General features: G+C 65.3%; 17 protein-coding genes. 5 read left to right on the top strand and 12 right to left on the bottom strand.

Going from position 1 to position 15,158, the window contains the following annotated elements:
* Positions 1-50: 50 nt before the first annotated feature.
* From nusB to AC5V87_RS23680, 10 genes are all read right to left on the bottom strand, one after another.
* Entirely contained in the window at positions 51-548 is a 498-nt protein-coding gene (gene nusB, locus AC5V87_RS23635) for a transcription antitermination factor NusB (RefSeq protein WP_456838121.1), read from the bottom strand.
* A 3-nt stretch (positions 549-551) separates the two neighbouring features.
* Positions 552-1,043 carry a 6,7-dimethyl-8-ribityllumazine synthase gene (ribH, locus tag AC5V87_RS23640; protein WP_018644625.1) on the bottom strand — a complete coding sequence of 164 codons (492 nt, stop codon included), beginning with the start codon at positions 1,041-1,043 and terminating at the stop codon, positions 552-554.
* A 155-nt stretch (positions 1,044-1,198) separates the two neighbouring features.
* Positions 1,199-1,810, bottom strand: coding sequence for a riboflavin synthase (locus AC5V87_RS23645; RefSeq protein ID WP_495367935.1), 612 nt, complete (start codon positions 1,808-1,810; stop codon positions 1,199-1,201).
* Position 1,811: 1 nt separating this feature from the next.
* On the bottom strand, positions 1,812-2,960 hold the full coding sequence (gene ribD / locus AC5V87_RS23650; RefSeq protein WP_495367936.1) for a bifunctional diaminohydroxyphosphoribosylaminopyrimidine deaminase/5-amino-6-(5-phosphoribosylamino)uracil reductase RibD: 1,149 nt from the start codon (positions 2,958-2,960) through the stop codon (positions 1,812-1,814).
* Positions 2,957-3,439 (bottom strand): transcriptional regulator NrdR, encoded by a 483-nt coding sequence (gene nrdR / locus AC5V87_RS23655; RefSeq protein ID WP_495367937.1) that lies wholly within the window; start codon positions 3,437-3,439, stop codon positions 2,957-2,959. Before nrdR ends, ribD begins: the two co-directional genes overlap by 4 nt.
* A 15-nt stretch (positions 3,440-3,454) precedes the next feature.
* On the bottom strand, positions 3,455-4,753 hold the full coding sequence (glyA, locus tag AC5V87_RS23660; RefSeq protein ID WP_495367938.1) for a serine hydroxymethyltransferase: 1,299 nt from the start codon (positions 4,751-4,753) through the stop codon (positions 3,455-3,457).
* Positions 4,754-5,026: 273 nt separating this feature from the next.
* On the bottom strand, positions 5,027-5,248 hold the full coding sequence (locus AC5V87_RS23665; protein ID WP_027559576.1) for a hypothetical protein: 222 nt from the start codon (positions 5,246-5,248) through the stop codon (positions 5,027-5,029).
* Between the two features lie 37 nt (positions 5,249-5,285).
* Positions 5,286-5,516 (bottom strand): hypothetical protein, encoded by a 231-nt coding sequence (locus AC5V87_RS23670; RefSeq protein WP_456838117.1) that lies wholly within the window; start codon positions 5,514-5,516, stop codon positions 5,286-5,288.
* Between the two features lie 203 nt (positions 5,517-5,719).
* Positions 5,720-6,238, bottom strand: coding sequence for a transcriptional regulator LdtR (ldtR, locus tag AC5V87_RS23675; RefSeq protein ID WP_018320040.1), 519 nt, complete (start codon positions 6,236-6,238; stop codon positions 5,720-5,722).
* 512 nt (positions 6,239-6,750) lie between these two features.
* Entirely contained in the window at positions 6,751-7,242 is a 492-nt protein-coding gene (locus AC5V87_RS23680) for a DUF6163 family protein (RefSeq protein ID WP_456838116.1), read from the bottom strand.
* Between the two features lie 122 nt (positions 7,243-7,364).
* Here AC5V87_RS23680 and hemB point away from each other — a divergent pair, with 122 nt between their 5' ends.
* A complete protein-coding gene (gene hemB / locus AC5V87_RS23685; protein WP_495367939.1) occupies positions 7,365-8,426 on the top strand; it encodes a porphobilinogen synthase in 1,062 nt (353 codons plus the stop codon).
* Between the two features lie 199 nt (positions 8,427-8,625).
* Complete coding sequence (locus AC5V87_RS23690; protein WP_456838572.1) at positions 8,626-9,744, top strand: IS630 family transposase; 1,119 nt, start codon at positions 8,626-8,628, stop codon at positions 9,742-9,744.
* Positions 9,745-9,938: 194 nt separating this feature from the next.
* Here the strand turns inward: AC5V87_RS23690 and AC5V87_RS23695 are convergent, their stop codons facing one another.
* Entirely contained in the window at positions 9,939-10,526 is a 588-nt protein-coding gene (locus AC5V87_RS23695) for a DUF6151 family protein (protein WP_495367940.1), read from the bottom strand.
* A 228-nt stretch (positions 10,527-10,754) separates the two neighbouring features.
* Between AC5V87_RS23695 and AC5V87_RS23700 the strand changes: the two genes are divergently transcribed.
* Together AC5V87_RS23700 and AC5V87_RS23705 are read left to right on the top strand one after the other, a co-directional pair.
* Positions 10,755-11,306, top strand: coding sequence for an RDD family protein (locus AC5V87_RS23700; protein WP_495367941.1), 552 nt, complete (start codon positions 10,755-10,757; stop codon positions 11,304-11,306).
* A 148-nt stretch (positions 11,307-11,454) separates the two neighbouring features.
* Positions 11,455-12,231, top strand: coding sequence for an arginyltransferase (locus AC5V87_RS23705; RefSeq protein ID WP_456838112.1), 777 nt, complete (start codon positions 11,455-11,457; stop codon positions 12,229-12,231).
* 143 nt (positions 12,232-12,374) lie between these two features.
* On the opposite strand, the gene AC5V87_RS23710 is transcribed toward AC5V87_RS23705, so the two are convergent.
* Entirely contained in the window at positions 12,375-13,727 is a 1,353-nt protein-coding gene (locus AC5V87_RS23710) for an Nramp family divalent metal transporter (protein WP_495367942.1), read from the bottom strand.
* Positions 13,728-13,894: 167 nt separating this feature from the next.
* On the opposite strand from AC5V87_RS23710, the gene AC5V87_RS23715 reads away from it, so the two are divergent.
* A complete protein-coding gene (locus AC5V87_RS23715) occupies positions 13,895-15,139 on the top strand; it encodes an MFS transporter (protein WP_495367943.1) in 1,245 nt (414 codons plus the stop codon).
* Positions 15,140-15,158: the final 19 nt, after the last annotated feature.

Consider the following 15,158-nt stretch of genomic DNA (forward strand, 5'->3'; position numbering starts at 1 on the left):
GCGGAGTATGGGGCAGCCGTCTCGCATCAATTCACCGCCCTTGCGGGAAATTACCCCCGCCCGAACTCGTCACCGCGAAACTGCCGGCCGATCTGATCGAGCACGGCATTGACCATACCGGTCTCCTCACGATCGACGAAGGCGTTGGCGACGTCGACATATTCCGACACCACGACGCGGCCCGGCACGTCCTTGCGATGCTCCAATTCGTACGCCCCTGCCCGCAGCACCGCGCGCAGGATCGCCTCGATCCGCTTCAGCGGCCAGCCCTTGGACAGCGCGTCGTCGATCAAGGGATCGAGCCTCTTCTGGTCGCGCACCACGCCGGAAACGACATCGCGGAAGAACGCGGCTTCCGCCGGCAGGTAGGTGTCGCCCTCGACCTCGTTGCCGAGCCAGTGGCTCTCGAACTCGGCGAAGATGTCGTTGATGCCGGCACCGGCGATATCCATCTGGTACAGCGCCTGCACCGCGGCAAGCCGCGCAGCACCACGCCGGTTTGCTTTCTTCTCGGTGGCAGAAGCCGGCTTTTTGGTGTTGTCAGCCATTGCTCAGGCCCGCGCCAGACGGCGTTTGATGCGCAGCATCGCAAGCGCGGCGCGCGCGGCGTCGCCGCCCTTGTTCAGCTCGCTGGCGCGCGCCCGCGCCCAGGCCTGATCCTCATTGTTGACGGTGAGGATGCCGTTGCCGAGCGGCAGCTTGCGCGCCACCGCGAGGTCCATCAGCGCGCGCGAGGATTCCTGCGAGACGATCTCGAAATGGATGGTGTCGCCGCGGATCACGCAGCCGAGCGCGATCACCGCGTCATAGGGCTTGCCGTTCGCCGCCGCCGCATCGACCGCGATCGCCACCGCCGCCGGGATCTCCAGCGCGCCAGGAACCGTGATGACGTCATGGGTCAGGCCGGCCGCCTTCAACTCGGCGACCGCGCCGTCCAGCAGCGCGTCCTGGAGATCGTCATAGAACCGCGCCTCGACAATCAGCGCGCGCGCGCCGGAGATGTCGGTCTGGTCCTTCAGGGGTGCGCGCCGCGCATCTGCCATTGGTCAATCCGTCTTATTCTGGGGTTGGCGCTATGTAGTCGCCGCAGGCCTATAAGCCAAGTTTTAAAGCGCTGTCATTCCGGGGCGGCTCAAAGAGCCGAACCCGGAATCTCGAGATTCCGGGTCTGGTCCTGCGGACTATCCCGGAATGACGGCTACGCCGTCATTTCCGTCAGCCGCGCCGCGTAGCGGGCCATCAGATCGACCTCGATATTGACCTCGTCGCCCGCCTTCCAGCCGCCGATGGTCGTGACATCAAGCGTGTGCGGGATGATCAGCACCGAAAAGGTCACGTCCTTCACGGTATTGACCGTCAGAGAGACGCCGTCGAGGGTGATCGAGCCCTTAGTGGCGATGAACCGCGCCAGCTCCCGCGTGGTCGAGAGCTCGAACCGCGCCATGTCAGGCAAGTCCTCACGGCTGACGAGGGTTGCAATGCCGTCGGCATGGCCCGCGACGATATGGCCACCGAGCTCATCGCCGATCTTCAGCGCACGCTCGAGGTTCAGCCGCGTGCCCACCTTCCAGTGCTTGGCCGTCGTCAGCGCCAAGGTCTCGGCGGCGGCATCGACGTCGAACCAGGTTTTGCCGCCTGCGCCGCCGGAAGCGACCACGGTCAGGCAGACGCCGTTGCAGGCGATCGAGGCGCCGTCGGCGATGGTGGTCTGATCATAGCTGCAGGCGATGCGCAGCCGGTGCAGCTGGCCCTGCGCCGTCGGCGTGAAGCCGACGATCTCGCCGATATCGGTGACAATGCCGGTGAACATGTTAGGCGCGCTCGTAGATGGTGAGAGTATCCTTGTTGAAGGTCTCGCTAGCATGAACCTTCCAGGCCTGCGACTGCGTGATTTTCGACAGGGGCATTGCATCGAGCGCATCCACGCCGTCGGCACCGACCGCTTCCGCCCCGCGGAACAGCCAGATCTCGTCGACGAGGTCGGCCGCCACAAAAGACGCCGCGATGCGGCTGCCGCCCTCGACCATCAGCCGCGAGATGCCCTTCTCGGCCAGCGCATGCAGCACGGGGGGAAGATCGAGCCCGGACGCGCTGCCCGCGGCGACGCGAATGATCTGCGCGCCGGCTGCGCCAAGCCGCGTCGCGGCCGCCGCCTCGGCAAGCTCCGAGCCCACCACCCAAAGCGGCGTCTCGCGCGCCGAGCGCACGAGCTGGCTCGATGCGGGAATCCGCAGGCTCTGGTCCAGCACCACGCGCACCGGCGAGCGCGCCGCCATGCCCGGCAGGCGGCAGTTGAGCTGCGGATCGTCCGCCAGCACCGTGCCGATGCCGACCAGGATGGCGTCGCTCTGCGCGCGCAAGAGATGCACGCGGTTGCGGACGGCCTCACCGGTGATCGCCACCGGCTTGCCGCCGGCTGCGCCGATCTTGCCGTCGGGCGAGACTGCGAGCTTCAGGATCACATGCGGACGGTGATCGCGGATACGGCGGAAATGACCGGCGTGATCGAACGCGGCCTCCGCCGCGCACAGGCCGACATCCACCGTGATACCGGCGGCGCGCAGCCGCGCATGGCCTTGGCCTGCGACTTCCGGATTGGGGTCCTCGATCGCCGCCACCACCCGTTTGATGCCGGCCGCGATCACTGCGTCCGCACACGGCGGCGACTTGCCGAAATGCGAGCACGGCTCCAGCGTGACGTAGAGTGTGGCGCCGCGCGCCGCCTCGCCGGCGCGCCGCAGCGCTTCAGGCTCGCCATGCGGCCGTCCGCCGGGCTGGGTCCAGCCGCGGCCGACGATCACGCCATCCTTGACGATGACGGCGCCCACGGCCGGGTTCGGCCAGGTGCGCCCCAGCCCGCGCCGGCCGAGCGAGAGCGCCAGCTCCATGAAGCGTCGATCGGCGTCTTTGGCCTCGCGGGCCTTCTGCGCGAACTGATCTTCCAGGATGCGGAAGATCATTTGCGCATCGCGGCGAGCCGCGCTTCCTCCTCACCGGAGAGCTCGCCGAGCACGTCGGCGAAATCCTTGGCCTCGCGGAAATTGCGGTAGACGGAAGCGAAGCGCACATAGGCGACGTCGTCGAGCGTGCGCAGATGCTCCATCACGGTCTCGCCGATCACCTCGGACGAGATCTCGGCCTCACCCCCGGTCTCGAGTTCGCGCACGATGGTGGAGACCATCTTCTCCACCCGCTCCGGCTCGACCTGCCGCTTGCGCAGCGAAATCTGCACCGAGCGCATCAGCTTGTCGCGGTCGAACGGCACGCGGCGGCCGTTGCGCTTGATCACCGTGAGCTCGCGCAGCTGCACGCGCTCGAAGGTGGTGAAGCGGAAATTGCAGGCGACGCACACGCGCCGCCTGCGGATGACGGAAGAATCCTCGGTCGGACGCGAGTCCTTTACCTGCGTATCGAGACTGTTGCAGTTCGGGCAGCGCATCCGTTTGCCTTGACCTTACTGGTAGATCGGGAACCGATCGGTGAGCGCCTTGACCCGTTCCTTGATCGCTGCCTCGACCAGCGGCGCCTTGCCGTCGTCGGACTGTGCGATCGCGTTGAGGACCTCGGCGATCATTCCTGCGACCTGCTGGAATTCAGCGACACCGAAGCCACGGGTCGTCGCCGCAGGCGTGCCGAGACGCAGGCCCGAGGTGACGAAGGGCTTTTCGGGGTCGAACGGAATGCCGTTCTTGTTGCAGGTGATGGCGGCGCGAACCAGCGCCTTCTCCGAGACATTGCCCTTCAGGCCCTTCGGCCGCAGGTCGACCAGCATCAGATGGTTATCGGTGCCGCCCGAGACAATGTCGAAGCCGTGGCTCTTCATCGCCTCGGCCAGCGCCTTGGCGTTCTCGACGACGTTCTTCGCATAGACCTTGAAGTCCGGACGCAGCGCCTCGCCGAAGGCGACCGCCTTCGCCGCGATCACATGCATCAGCGGGCCGCCCTGCAGACCCGGGAAGATCGCCGAGTTGAGCTTCTTGGCGAGCACCTCGTCGTTGGTGAGGATCAGGCCGCCGCGCGGACCGCGCAGCGACTTGTGCGTCGTCGTCGTCGTGACGTGGGCATGGGGCACTGGCGAAGCATGCACGCCGCCGGCGACGAGGCCCGCGAAGTGGGCCATGTCGACCAGGAGGTATGCGCCGACGCTGTCCGCGATCTCGCGGAAGCGCTTGAAGTCCCAGGCGCGCGAATAGGCCGAGCCGCCGGCGACGATCAGCTTCGGCTTGACCTCTTCAGCCTGCTTCTGGACCGCGTCCATGTCGATGATCTGGTCCTCGCGGCGCACGGTGTAGTGCGCGGCCTTGAACCACTTGCCGCTCATGTTGACGGGCGAGCCATGGGTGAGATGGCCGCCGGCGGCAAGATCGAGACCCATGAAGGTGTCGCCCGGCTGCAGCAGCGCCAGGAACACCGCCTGGTTCATCTGGCTGCCGGAGTTCGGCTGCACGTTGGCGAAGTTGGCGCCGAACAGCTTCTTGGCGCGATCGATCGCGAGGTTCTCGGCGACGTCGACCCACTCACAACCGCCATAATACCGCGCGCCCGGATAACCCTCTGCATACTTGTTGGTCATCACCGAACCCTGCGCTTCCAGCACGGCCCGGCTGACGATGTTCTCGGAGGCGATCAGCTCGACCTCGTGTCGCTGCCGGCCGAGCTCGCCCTTGATGGCGGCGGCGATTTCCGGGTCGGCCTGCTCGAGCGAGGCGGTGAAAAAGGAATCGGGCGCAGAGGCGGTTTTGGCGAGGGTCATCTTGCGAATATCTCCACCGCCGCAGCCTTTTGGCAGGCTACGGGCGGGTCTGGTGTGACGATCGGAAGCACGCGCGATCTACCACATCGCCCGCAATAGGCCAAGCTTTTGCGGGTCGGGCTCGATATTTATGCAAGATATGGTGGGGATTGAAGGTTTTCCGCCCCAAGGCGACTTCTATGAAACCGCTCCCTTGCCGATCTGTCCGAAGAGGCCGCTTTGGACCTTGAATCCACCATGCCGGTCCAAACCGATGAGGGCCAGATCGCCCCCTTAAAGTCCGGTATATCCCGCCTTCACCGGGTCCACGCTGCCGTCGAGCTGGCGCAGATAGGTCAGGCCGCATACCGTCAACCTGTGGGTGTCCTTCTCGCCGGCTTCCACCAGAATATTGAGGTAGTTCGTCACCTTCATGCGCGCCTCCTCGCTGGCCGCAGCGGTGCGGTTGGCGAGCAGGTCATAGGTCTGCATGATGCGATCGATGGCAGCTTCCATGGCACCCTCTGGTTCTTCCAATTTCGGGGAGGTTTGATCAGGCAACCGCGCGCGCCTCGGCCTCGAACCGGACGATGGCCTTGTTGGCGAGCCTGATCTTGTTGAATTCGCCGTGCTGGAGCAGCTTGACGATGATCCCGAGCAGGCGCTCGTCGGTAACGAGGGAGTCGGGGATCGCGCCGGAACGGCGCAGGTAATTCGCGGCAATGGCGTAGGCCTCGCTCACGAGTTCCACGTTCATCGCCTGAAGCCCGCGCTCGACCAGCATCGACATTTCTCCGATCTGAAGGAGATAAGCGCTGAGCCTGACCCTGGTTCCGCCGCGCCGGCCGATTTTTTTCGCAAGCGCACAAAAGCAAAACGCACCGGTCCGGCGGGAAGCCGGGCCGGCGCGCTTGGGGAAGTTGAGGCACGTTCGGGAGGCTTGCCGGTCTTGTTGCGGGCCGGCTTGGCCTTGATCCCTCGGAAAACTCAGAGCCGGTACAGGATCTGGTCGGTCCAGAACCGCTCGAGACGGTGCAGCGACTTGTTGAGCGTGGAGAACTCCTCGCCCGAGATGCCGCCGACCTGCTCGACCGTCTTGACGTGCTTCTGATAGAGCGCGTCGACGATGCGGCGGACTTCCTGGCCCTGCGGGGTCAGGCGGATGCGCACCGAGCGGCGATCAACGCGGGAGCGCTGATGATCGAGGAAGCCGAGCTCGACGAGCTTCTTCAGATTGTAGGAGACGTTGGAGCCGAGATAGTAGCCGCGCGTGCGCAGCTCGCCAGCGGTCAGCTCCTTGTCGCCGATGTTGTAGAGCAACAGCGCCTGCACCGAATTGATGTCCGCGCGGCCGCGGCGATCGAACTCGTCCTTGATGACGTCGAGGAGACGGCGATGCAGCCGCTCCACCAGAGTCAAAGCTTCCAGATAGAGCGACTGCACCGAACCTTGCTGGCCGGAGACGCGCTCTGCCGTATCTGCCGCAGTTGCGACGGCTTTCATCATGACACTTCCCCTGTTGTCGTTTTTATCGACACTTATTCGACGAAACTTGTGTCCCGCCTGATAGGGGCAACTTAAGGGGGGCGTTTGAAGATCGGCTTAAATAAGAGAATAAAGAGATCATGAATTTAAGACAGTGAATTGCGGATTAAGCCTGTGCCACAAGGACTTTTCGCAACCCTCTGTTGACCTTCGCAAGGTCCTGTTCACCCTCCGTCCGCCACATCTGTCGCATTCCAGAACAGCCCCGCCCCGTTTCGAAACGGCTGCGTAACAGCTGTGGCGGAACAGACTGGTCAATGAAAACTTACCGCGAATTTTAGGCATCCAGCGGTCAACCAATCGCGCGTGAAAGCTCTCGTGTCCCGGACAAGCGAAGCGCAGAGCCGGGACCCAGCAAGCCACAAACGAGATCGAGGAGACATGGGCCCCGGCTCTGCAATGCACCACGCCGCAAACGCGGCGTGCTGCATTGCGTCCGGGGCACGAGAGCATTGTCGAGCGACGACGTCCCGCTACGGCGGCCGCTCGCGCGCGGCCATCCAGGCGAGCGCGAGATAGGCGGCGAGCATGAACGCCTCGGCCCCGACGACGATCAGGCTGCCTCCGTAGATGCCGGGGAACATCAGCTCGATCACCGCCATCGACACCACGGTGGTGAGCCACACCACCGCGCCCCACGGCGTTGCCAGCCACAGACCGACCGCAGCGACGAGCTCGATCACGGCGAAGTAGACGGTCGCGGCCTGCCAGGCCATCGCCTGATTCTCGAACGCTTCGTCCTCGCCACCGACGAAGCCGGTCACCTGCGCCCAGTGATAGAGGCCTTTCAGGATCGAGAGCAGCGCCATCACCCGCAGGAACAGCACGAGCCGGCGCGTCCAGACATTGTCGTCGGACTCGGATCGGTCCGACGAGATCGCCGCGACGGAGATCGCATGGTCGCGGGCAGCGTCCCTGGCAAGGGCGCTGTCGCGGGCCGCTTCACGGGTGGAGATCTCGGACATGCCCCCTTCTGGCTGCTTTGCCCCGCAAAATCAATCGGCTGCCATCCATTGCGGCAGGTCAAGCCGCGGTGGCAGGAACCATGCGAGCTGGTATAAGAATAATTCCAGCCGGAGGAAGAGTGATGGCGATCAAATACGGACGTCCGATCGAATTGCGCGAGGTGTCGCGCGGGACCGGTACCTCGTCGCCCCATGCCCTCGATCTGACCGTCCGCCCGCGCCGCAACCGCAAGGCCGAATGGGCCCGGCGTATGGTGCGCGAGAATGTGCTCACCACAGACGACCTGATCTGGCCGCTGTTCCTGATCGACGGCAACAACAAGCGCGAGCCGGTCGCCTCAATGCCGGGTGTCGACCGCCTCAGCGTCGACCAGGCCCTGCGCGAGGCCGAGCGCGCGACGAAGCTGACAATCCCCTGCATCGGGCTGTTTCCCTACACCGATCCGTCCTTGCGCGACGAGGAAGGCTCTGAAGCGACCAATCCGGACAATCTGGTCTGCAAGGCGGTGCGCGCGATCAAGAAGGAATTCCCTGACATCGGCATCCTCTGCGACGTCGCCCTCGATCCGTTCACCAGCCATGGCCATGACGGCCTGATCTCCGACGGCAAGATCTTGAACGACGAGACGGTCGCCGTGCTGGTGCGCCAGGCGCTGGTGCAGGCCGAGGCCGGCTGCGACATCATCGCGCCCTCGGACATGATGGACGGCCGCGTCGCCGCCATCCGCGAGGGGCTCGATCGCGCCGGGCTGCTCGACGTGCAGATCATGGCCTATGCGGCAAAATACGCCTCCGCCTTCTATGGCCCGTTCCGCGACGCCATCGGCTCCGCCAAGACACTTACCGGCGACAAGCGCACCTATCAGATGGACAGCGCCAACACCGACGAGGCGCTACGCGAGGTCGAGCTCGATATCGCCGAGGGCGCCGACATGGTGATGGTGAAGCCCGGCATGCCCTATCTCGACGTCGTCCGCCGCGTGAAGGACACGTTTGCGATGCCGACCTTCGCCTACCAGGTCTCCGGCGAATACGCGATGATCGCGGCGGCAAGCGGCAACGGCTGGCTCGACGGCGAGCGCGCGATGATGGAGAGCCTCCTCGCCTTCAAGCGCGCCGGCGCCGACGGCGTCCTCAGTTATTTCGCGCCGAAGGCGGCCGAGAAGCTGCGCACGCAAACGTAGGTCTAGTGGGCTGGGCAAAGCGACTTGTCCGCCGTAGCTGGAAGAGCGAAGGCGGAGGCGTGACCACCAACATCGCGCGAGGCCGAGCAATCGTGGGCACGGCGCTAGTGTCCTGAGTCACAAGTTCGCAATCGTAGATTCGCAGTAGATTCGCGTCGCTGTGCCAGAGATGGCGGCTGTAACAGCGACGGAGGATCTGATGTCGGCCCAGCGGCTTGCGCCCCTGATATTGAGCGATGATGAGCTTGCCGAACTTCAGTCGCTGACGATGCGGCGGAAAACGGCGCAGGCGCTGGCTCTGAGAGCCCGGATCGTGCTGACCTGCGCGGAAGGCGGTCAGAACAAGGAGGTGGCGGCCAAGCTAGGCCTGGAGCGGGGAACGGTAGGCAAGTGGCGGCAGCGTTTTGTAGAGCAGCGCGTGGCCGGGCTGCACGACGAGCCGCGTTCCGGGGCGCCGCGCACCATTGACGATGCCCGCATCGAAGCTGTGATCGTGCGGACGCTGGAAAGCTGCCCCGAGAACGCCACTCATTGGAGTTCTCGGGGCATGGCGAAGGCCAGCGGCCTGTCGGTGTCAACGGTGCAACGCATCTGGCGGGCCTTCGGGCTCCAGCCGCACCGGCTAGAGACATTCAAGCTCTCCACCGATCCGAACTTCGTCGCCAAGGTGCGCGACGTCGTCGGCCTTTACGTCTCGCCGCCGGCACACGCCATCGTTCTGTGTGTAGACGAAAAGTCCCAAATCCAGGCGCTGGACCGCAGTCAGCCGATGCTGCCGATGCGTCCCGGTCAGCCGGCTCGAAGGAGCCATGACTACAAAAGGCACGGCACCACATCGCTGTTCGCCGCTCTCGACATTGCGACCGGACGGGTCATCGGCAAATGCTACGGACGCCACCGAGCCGCCGAGTTCCGCAAGTTCCTCGACGAGATCGAGGCCGCCGTACCGGGCGAACTCGACGTCCATCTCGTCATGGATAACTATGCAACGCACAAGACGCCGCTGATCCGGAAATGGCTAGCCAAAAGGCCGCGTTGGCATGTGCACCTGACTCCGACCAGTTCGTCATGGCTCAATCAGGTCGAGCGCTTCTTCGCGCTCCTTACCGATAAGAAGATCAGGCGCGGCGTCTATCGCAGTGTCGCTGCCCTCAGGGCGGACATCACCTCGTTCATCGAACGACACAATGCCGATCCGAAACCATTCCGATGGACCAAGTCCGCTGACGACATCCTTGCTTCCATCGAGCGCTTCTGCCGATACAATGCCCCGGCACAAAACGGACCAATGTTGCGAACTTCTGGTTCAGGACACTAGGCGCCTTTGCCCACGCAACGGTTCCTTCGTGCCCCGGACGCAATGCAGCCCGGCGCTCTTGCGACGTGATGCGTTGCAGAGCCGGGGCCCATCTCACCGCGATCTCGCTTCTGGCCTTCTGGGTCGCGGCTCTGCGCGCCGCTTTGCGGCGCTTGTCCGGGACACGAGCGCGGAGTTGCGCAATGCTGCAACACTCATCCCGCCGCTTGCGGCGTCGGCTGAGGCCCACATAAGGGACGCAGCGCCTCGCGTTGCTCGCGCGACAGCACGGTGATCGGATAGATCGGCTCGCGTGCCTCGCGCTTGAAGAACGGGTGCGGCCATGTCTTTCCCCGCAGCTTCCAGCCAAGCACCTTGCCGATGGCGCGCAGGATGATGGAGACGTTAAGTCCCGTTGAGCCCGCGGGCGGCCCGCCGACCGCGTACTTGCCGAGAATGGCGCCGATCGGCGCTCCCGCGACATCGTCCACTGCCGGCGTGCCGCCCGCGAACGCCTCGGCGATGATGCCGACAAAGGGAACGCTCGGCGAGAGCGTGTTGCCAACGGGTGTGTTGCAGCAGCTTGCATACCAGCGATAGAGGCCCTTCGGGCTCAGTCGCAGCCCTGCGATCCGATCCTGTCCCTGCACAAACGTAAGCGTCGACGGCGCGATCTGGACAATGTCGCTGCCGCCTTTCGCATTCAACAGATCGGCGCGGCCGAGCTGGTGGGCAAAGGCCTGGCAGTCGTCGCAGTAGCAGACCACACGATTGACGGTCCGCGGCGACACGCGCGTGACCACGGCACGGACTCCGCCGCAGCGGCAACGTAGTTCGAGCTGACGGTCCATCGAAAGTGTCTCTGTGCGGGTCTTGCCGCCCAGCATGGTGCAAATCGCGGAGCGCGCAAGCGCCCTCGGCCGCCGAATCGCCGGAATATTTTGCGCTCATGAGGGGCCAACAGCCTTGGCGTGTGGCCGGACTGTTCCCATGTGCTGCGGGTGAGAGAGCCGAAAGCGGAAGGGAAGCTCATGTCTTATTCTTCGGGTTCGCCAAATGACGGCGGCGCCTGGCGCAATGACGGCGCGGTCCAGCCGCACGCCTATGATCCCTGTCTGCATCCGGAACTGTTCCGCGGCGTCGCGACGCGGCGGGTGTTTGCCTTCCTGATCGACATGATCGTGATCGCGGTGCCTGTCATCCTCGGCTACCTCTTCATCGCGCTGTTCGGCGTGGTGACGCTCGGCCTGGGTTGGGCGCTGCTCTGGTTGGCCTGGCCCGCCTCGGTGATCTGGGCCATCGTCTATTATGGCGCCTGCATCGGCGGTCCGTCCTCGGCGACGATCGGCATGCGCGTGATGGATCTGGAACTGCGCACCTGGTACGGCGCGCCGGGTTATTTCGTGCTCGGCGCCACCCACGCCGTGCTGTTCTGGGTCACCGTCTCGTTCCTGTCGCCCTTCGTGGTGCTGGTCGGCCTGTTCAACGGCCGCCGGCGTCTGTTGCACGATTTCGTCTTGGGAACGGTCGTCATCAACAATTCCGTCCGCGCGCCGGTGTCGGAGGCGGCCAGGACTTGGTGAGTACCTTGTGAGCCATATGGTGAGGAGCTGGCAATATGTGCCTGCTAGTCTGGCGAACCTGTCCTGCCCTGTCCTGCCGCGCAGGCCGATTGACCGGAAGCCTTGGTAGGGCGATGCTGAGATCCAGTTCGGAGGCCCACGACGTCCCTTGACCCAGCACTCGCGCGATACCCCGCAATTTTACCTCACGGCGCCCTCGCCCTGCCCCTATCTGCCGGGCCGGCACGAGCGCAAGGTGTTTACGCACCTCGTGGGTGACCGCGCCGGCGACCTCAATGACCTTCTGACCCATGGCGGGTTCCGCCGCAGCCAATCGATCGCCTACCGCCCGGCTTGCGACCAGTGCCGCGCCTGCGTCTCGGTCCGGGTGATCGCGAACGAGTTCCGTCCCTCACGCAACTTCCGCAAGGTGCTCGCGCGCAACGCCGACATTATCGGCGAGCAGCGCAGTGCGGTGCCGACCTCTGAGCAATATTCGGTGTTCCGCGCCTATCTCGACGCCCGGCACCGCCATGGTGGCATGGCCGACATGACCGTGCTCGACTACGCCATGATGGTCGAGGACAGCCATGTCGAGACCCGCATCATCGAGTACCGCAAGCGCGGCCCCGACAGCGGCATCACCGGCCGCGGCGAGGAGCTGATTGCGGTCGCGCTCACCGACGTGCTCAGCGACGGCCTGTCGATGGTCTATTCGTTCTTCGACCCGAGCCAGGTCAGCCGCTCGATGGGCACCTTCATGATCCTCGACCACATCGCCCGCGCCCGCCGGCAAGGCCTGCCGTACGTTTATCTCGGCTACTGGATCGAGGGCTCCAAGAAGATGGACTACAAGGCCCGCTTCCTGCCGCAGCAGCGCCTCGCTCCCTCAGGCTGGCTGCGCATCGACGCACAAGGCGATACGGCGACCGAGCCGCAGGACTGATCTCGACACACTCGTCGTCATGCCCCGCGCAGGCGGACATCCAGTACGCCGGCTTCTCGAATCAACAAACTGTCTCTGGAATACCGGATCGCCCGCCCCAGTGCGCAAGCGCGCACAAGGCGGGCGATGACAGCGCTGGTCGATCAGCTAAACAGCGTATCCACCAGCAGCTTCGCGTTCAGAAGCACGATCACACCGGCGACGATCCAGGCGACCGCGGCGACTGACATGGGTATCGCGAACTTGCCCATCTTGCGGCGGTCGGAGACGAAGCGGACCAGCGGGATGACGGCGAAGGGTAGCTGCATCGACAGCACGACCTGGCTGAACACGAGCAGATCGGCCGTGCCACGCTCGCCATACATCGCGGTCACGATGATCACCGGGACGATGGCAATGCCGCGCGTGAGCAGGCGGCGCGCCCAGCTCGGCAGGCGCAGGTCGAGAAAGCCTTCCATGACGATCTGGCCGGCGAGCGTCGCGGTCACCGTCGAATTGAGGCCGGAGGCGAGCAGCGCCACCGCAAACAGCGTCGAGGCGATGCCGAGGCCGAGCAAGGGCGAGAGCAGCTCGAAGGCCCGGCCGATCTCGGCGACATCGGAATGGCCGCTTCTGTGGAAGGTCGCAGCTGCTACGACGAGGATCGCGGCGTTGATGAACAGCGCCAGCATCAGCGCGATCGTCGAATCCGTGGTCGCCCATTTGATCGCTTCGCGGCGGCCCGCGTCGTCGCGCTCATAGGCGCGCGTCTGCACGATCGAGGAGTGCAGATAGAGATTGTGCGGCATCACGGTCGCGCCGATGATGCCGATTGCGATGTAGAGCATCTCCGAATTGGTGAAGATCTCGGTCTTCGGCACGAAGCCGTGCAGCACTTCCGCGATCGGCGGGGCTGCGGCGACGATCTGGACCGCGAAGCAGACCGCGATCACCGCGAGCAGCGCCATGACGAAAGCTTCGAGGAAACGGAAGCCGCGGTTCATCAGGAGCAGCAGCAGGAAGGCATCGAGCGCGGCGAGCAGCGCACCGCCGATCAGGGGAATGCCGAACAGCAGTTTCAGCGCGATCGCAGTGCCGATGACCTCGGCGAGATCGCAGGCGATGATCGCGGCTTCGCAGGCGAGCCAGAGCAGGAAGTTCACGGCCGGCGAATAGGTCGCGCGGCAGGCCTGCGCGAGGTCGCGATCGGTGACGATGCCGAGCCGCGCCGCCAGCGACTGCAGCAGGATCGCCATCAAATTCGAGAGCAGGATGACGGAGAGCAGCGTGTAGCCGAATTTGGAGCCACCGGCGAGGTCGGTTGCCCAATTGCCGGGGTCCATGTAGCCGACCGAGACAAGATAGCCGGGCCCGACGAAGGCGAGCAGCCGCCGCCACCACACCGCCGCGGCGGGGATGGCAACCGTGCCATTCACCTCGGCGAGGCTCTTGGTGGTAGGCGCATCGGCGCGCCAGCCGGCGGCGTCGGAGGTCAGGTCGGGCGATCGGGCATCCATGCGGTGAGAATACCGAAGTCGAAGCTTATTGCAACTCATTTGCAACTGCATCTAGCCCGATCGGTTCCCGTAGGCCGTTTGCGCCCGGGGCTTGTCGGGAAGCGGGTGGGTTTGGCTGGCTGCGAGGGCCGATACTGGCGCCAATCCGACTTTGCAGGAAATGAGCCATGTCGAATCCGCCCCGCCTCCCCGACACCTTCAACCGCCTTGCCTGGTCCAATCTTGCGGCGCAGTCGGCCGAGCAGATCGCGCTGGCGGCGGCCCCCATTGTCGCGGTGCTGACGCTGGGCGTCGCCGAAGGCCAGACCGGCCTGCTCCAAACCGCCCTCACCCTGCCCTTCGTCCTGTTCGCCATTCCCGCCGGCCTGCTCGCCGACCGCATCTCCCGCCGCTCGCTGATGGCGGCCGCCGAGGCCCTGCGGGCCGCCGCGCTCGCCGCGATCGTGCTGCTGCTCGCGCTCGGCGCGCTCAATCTGCCGCTGCTGGCACTGCTCGGCTTTGCCGCCGTGTGCGGCACCGTGGTCTACAGCGTGGCCGCGCCGGCCCTGGTGCCCTCGCTGGTGAGCGCGGACCTCTTGCCGGCGGCCAATGCCCGGATCGAGCTCGCGCGCACCATCGCCTTTGCCAGCGGGCCTGCACTCGGCGGCGCGCTGGTGGGCTGGTGGGGCGCGAGCCTGGCCTTCGGCTTTGCCGCGGCGCTGTCGGCGATCGCGGTCGTGCTGCTCTCCGGCATTTGCGAACCTTCGCGCGCGTCCGTCCCGCGGCGGCATCCGTTCCAGGACATCCGCGAAGGCGCAGCCTTCGTGTTTCACCATCCGCTGCTGCGGCCGGTGTTCATCACCCAGTTCATCTTCAACACCGGCTGGTTCCTCCAGATCGCCGTGTTCGTGCCTTATGCCGTACGCCATCTCGGCCTGACTGCCGCCGGCGTCGGCACCGTGCTGACGATGTACGGCGTCGGCATGGTGATCGGCGCGCTGTTTGCCACGCGCGTGATGCAGCGCATCGCGTTCGGCACGGTGGTCGGCCTCGGCCCGGTCACCGGCTTCGTCGCCGCCGTGGTGATGGCGCTGACGGTGCTGGTCCCCTCGCCCTGGCTCGCGGGTCTCAGCTTCTTCCTGCTCGGCGTCGGTCCGATCCTGTGGGTGATCTCGACCACGACCTTGCGCCAGTCGGTGACGCCGCCGCGCCTCTTGGGGCGCGTCTCCGCCATCAACATTATGAGCTATGGCGCCCGCCCGCTGGGCTCAGCGCTGGGCGCGATCGTCGGCGGCCTCTGGAGCGCGGAAGCGTGCCTCTACCTCGCGGCGGCTGTGTTCGGCGCGCAGGCGCTGGTGATCCTGCTGTCACCGGCGGTGGCACTCGACCGGCAGCCGGCGATGGTGGGGGACGAAGCAGCAGCGCGCTGCTAGCTACAAAGTTGAGACAGCG

This window comes from Bradyrhizobium sp. SOJA106 (assembly GCF_059448745.1).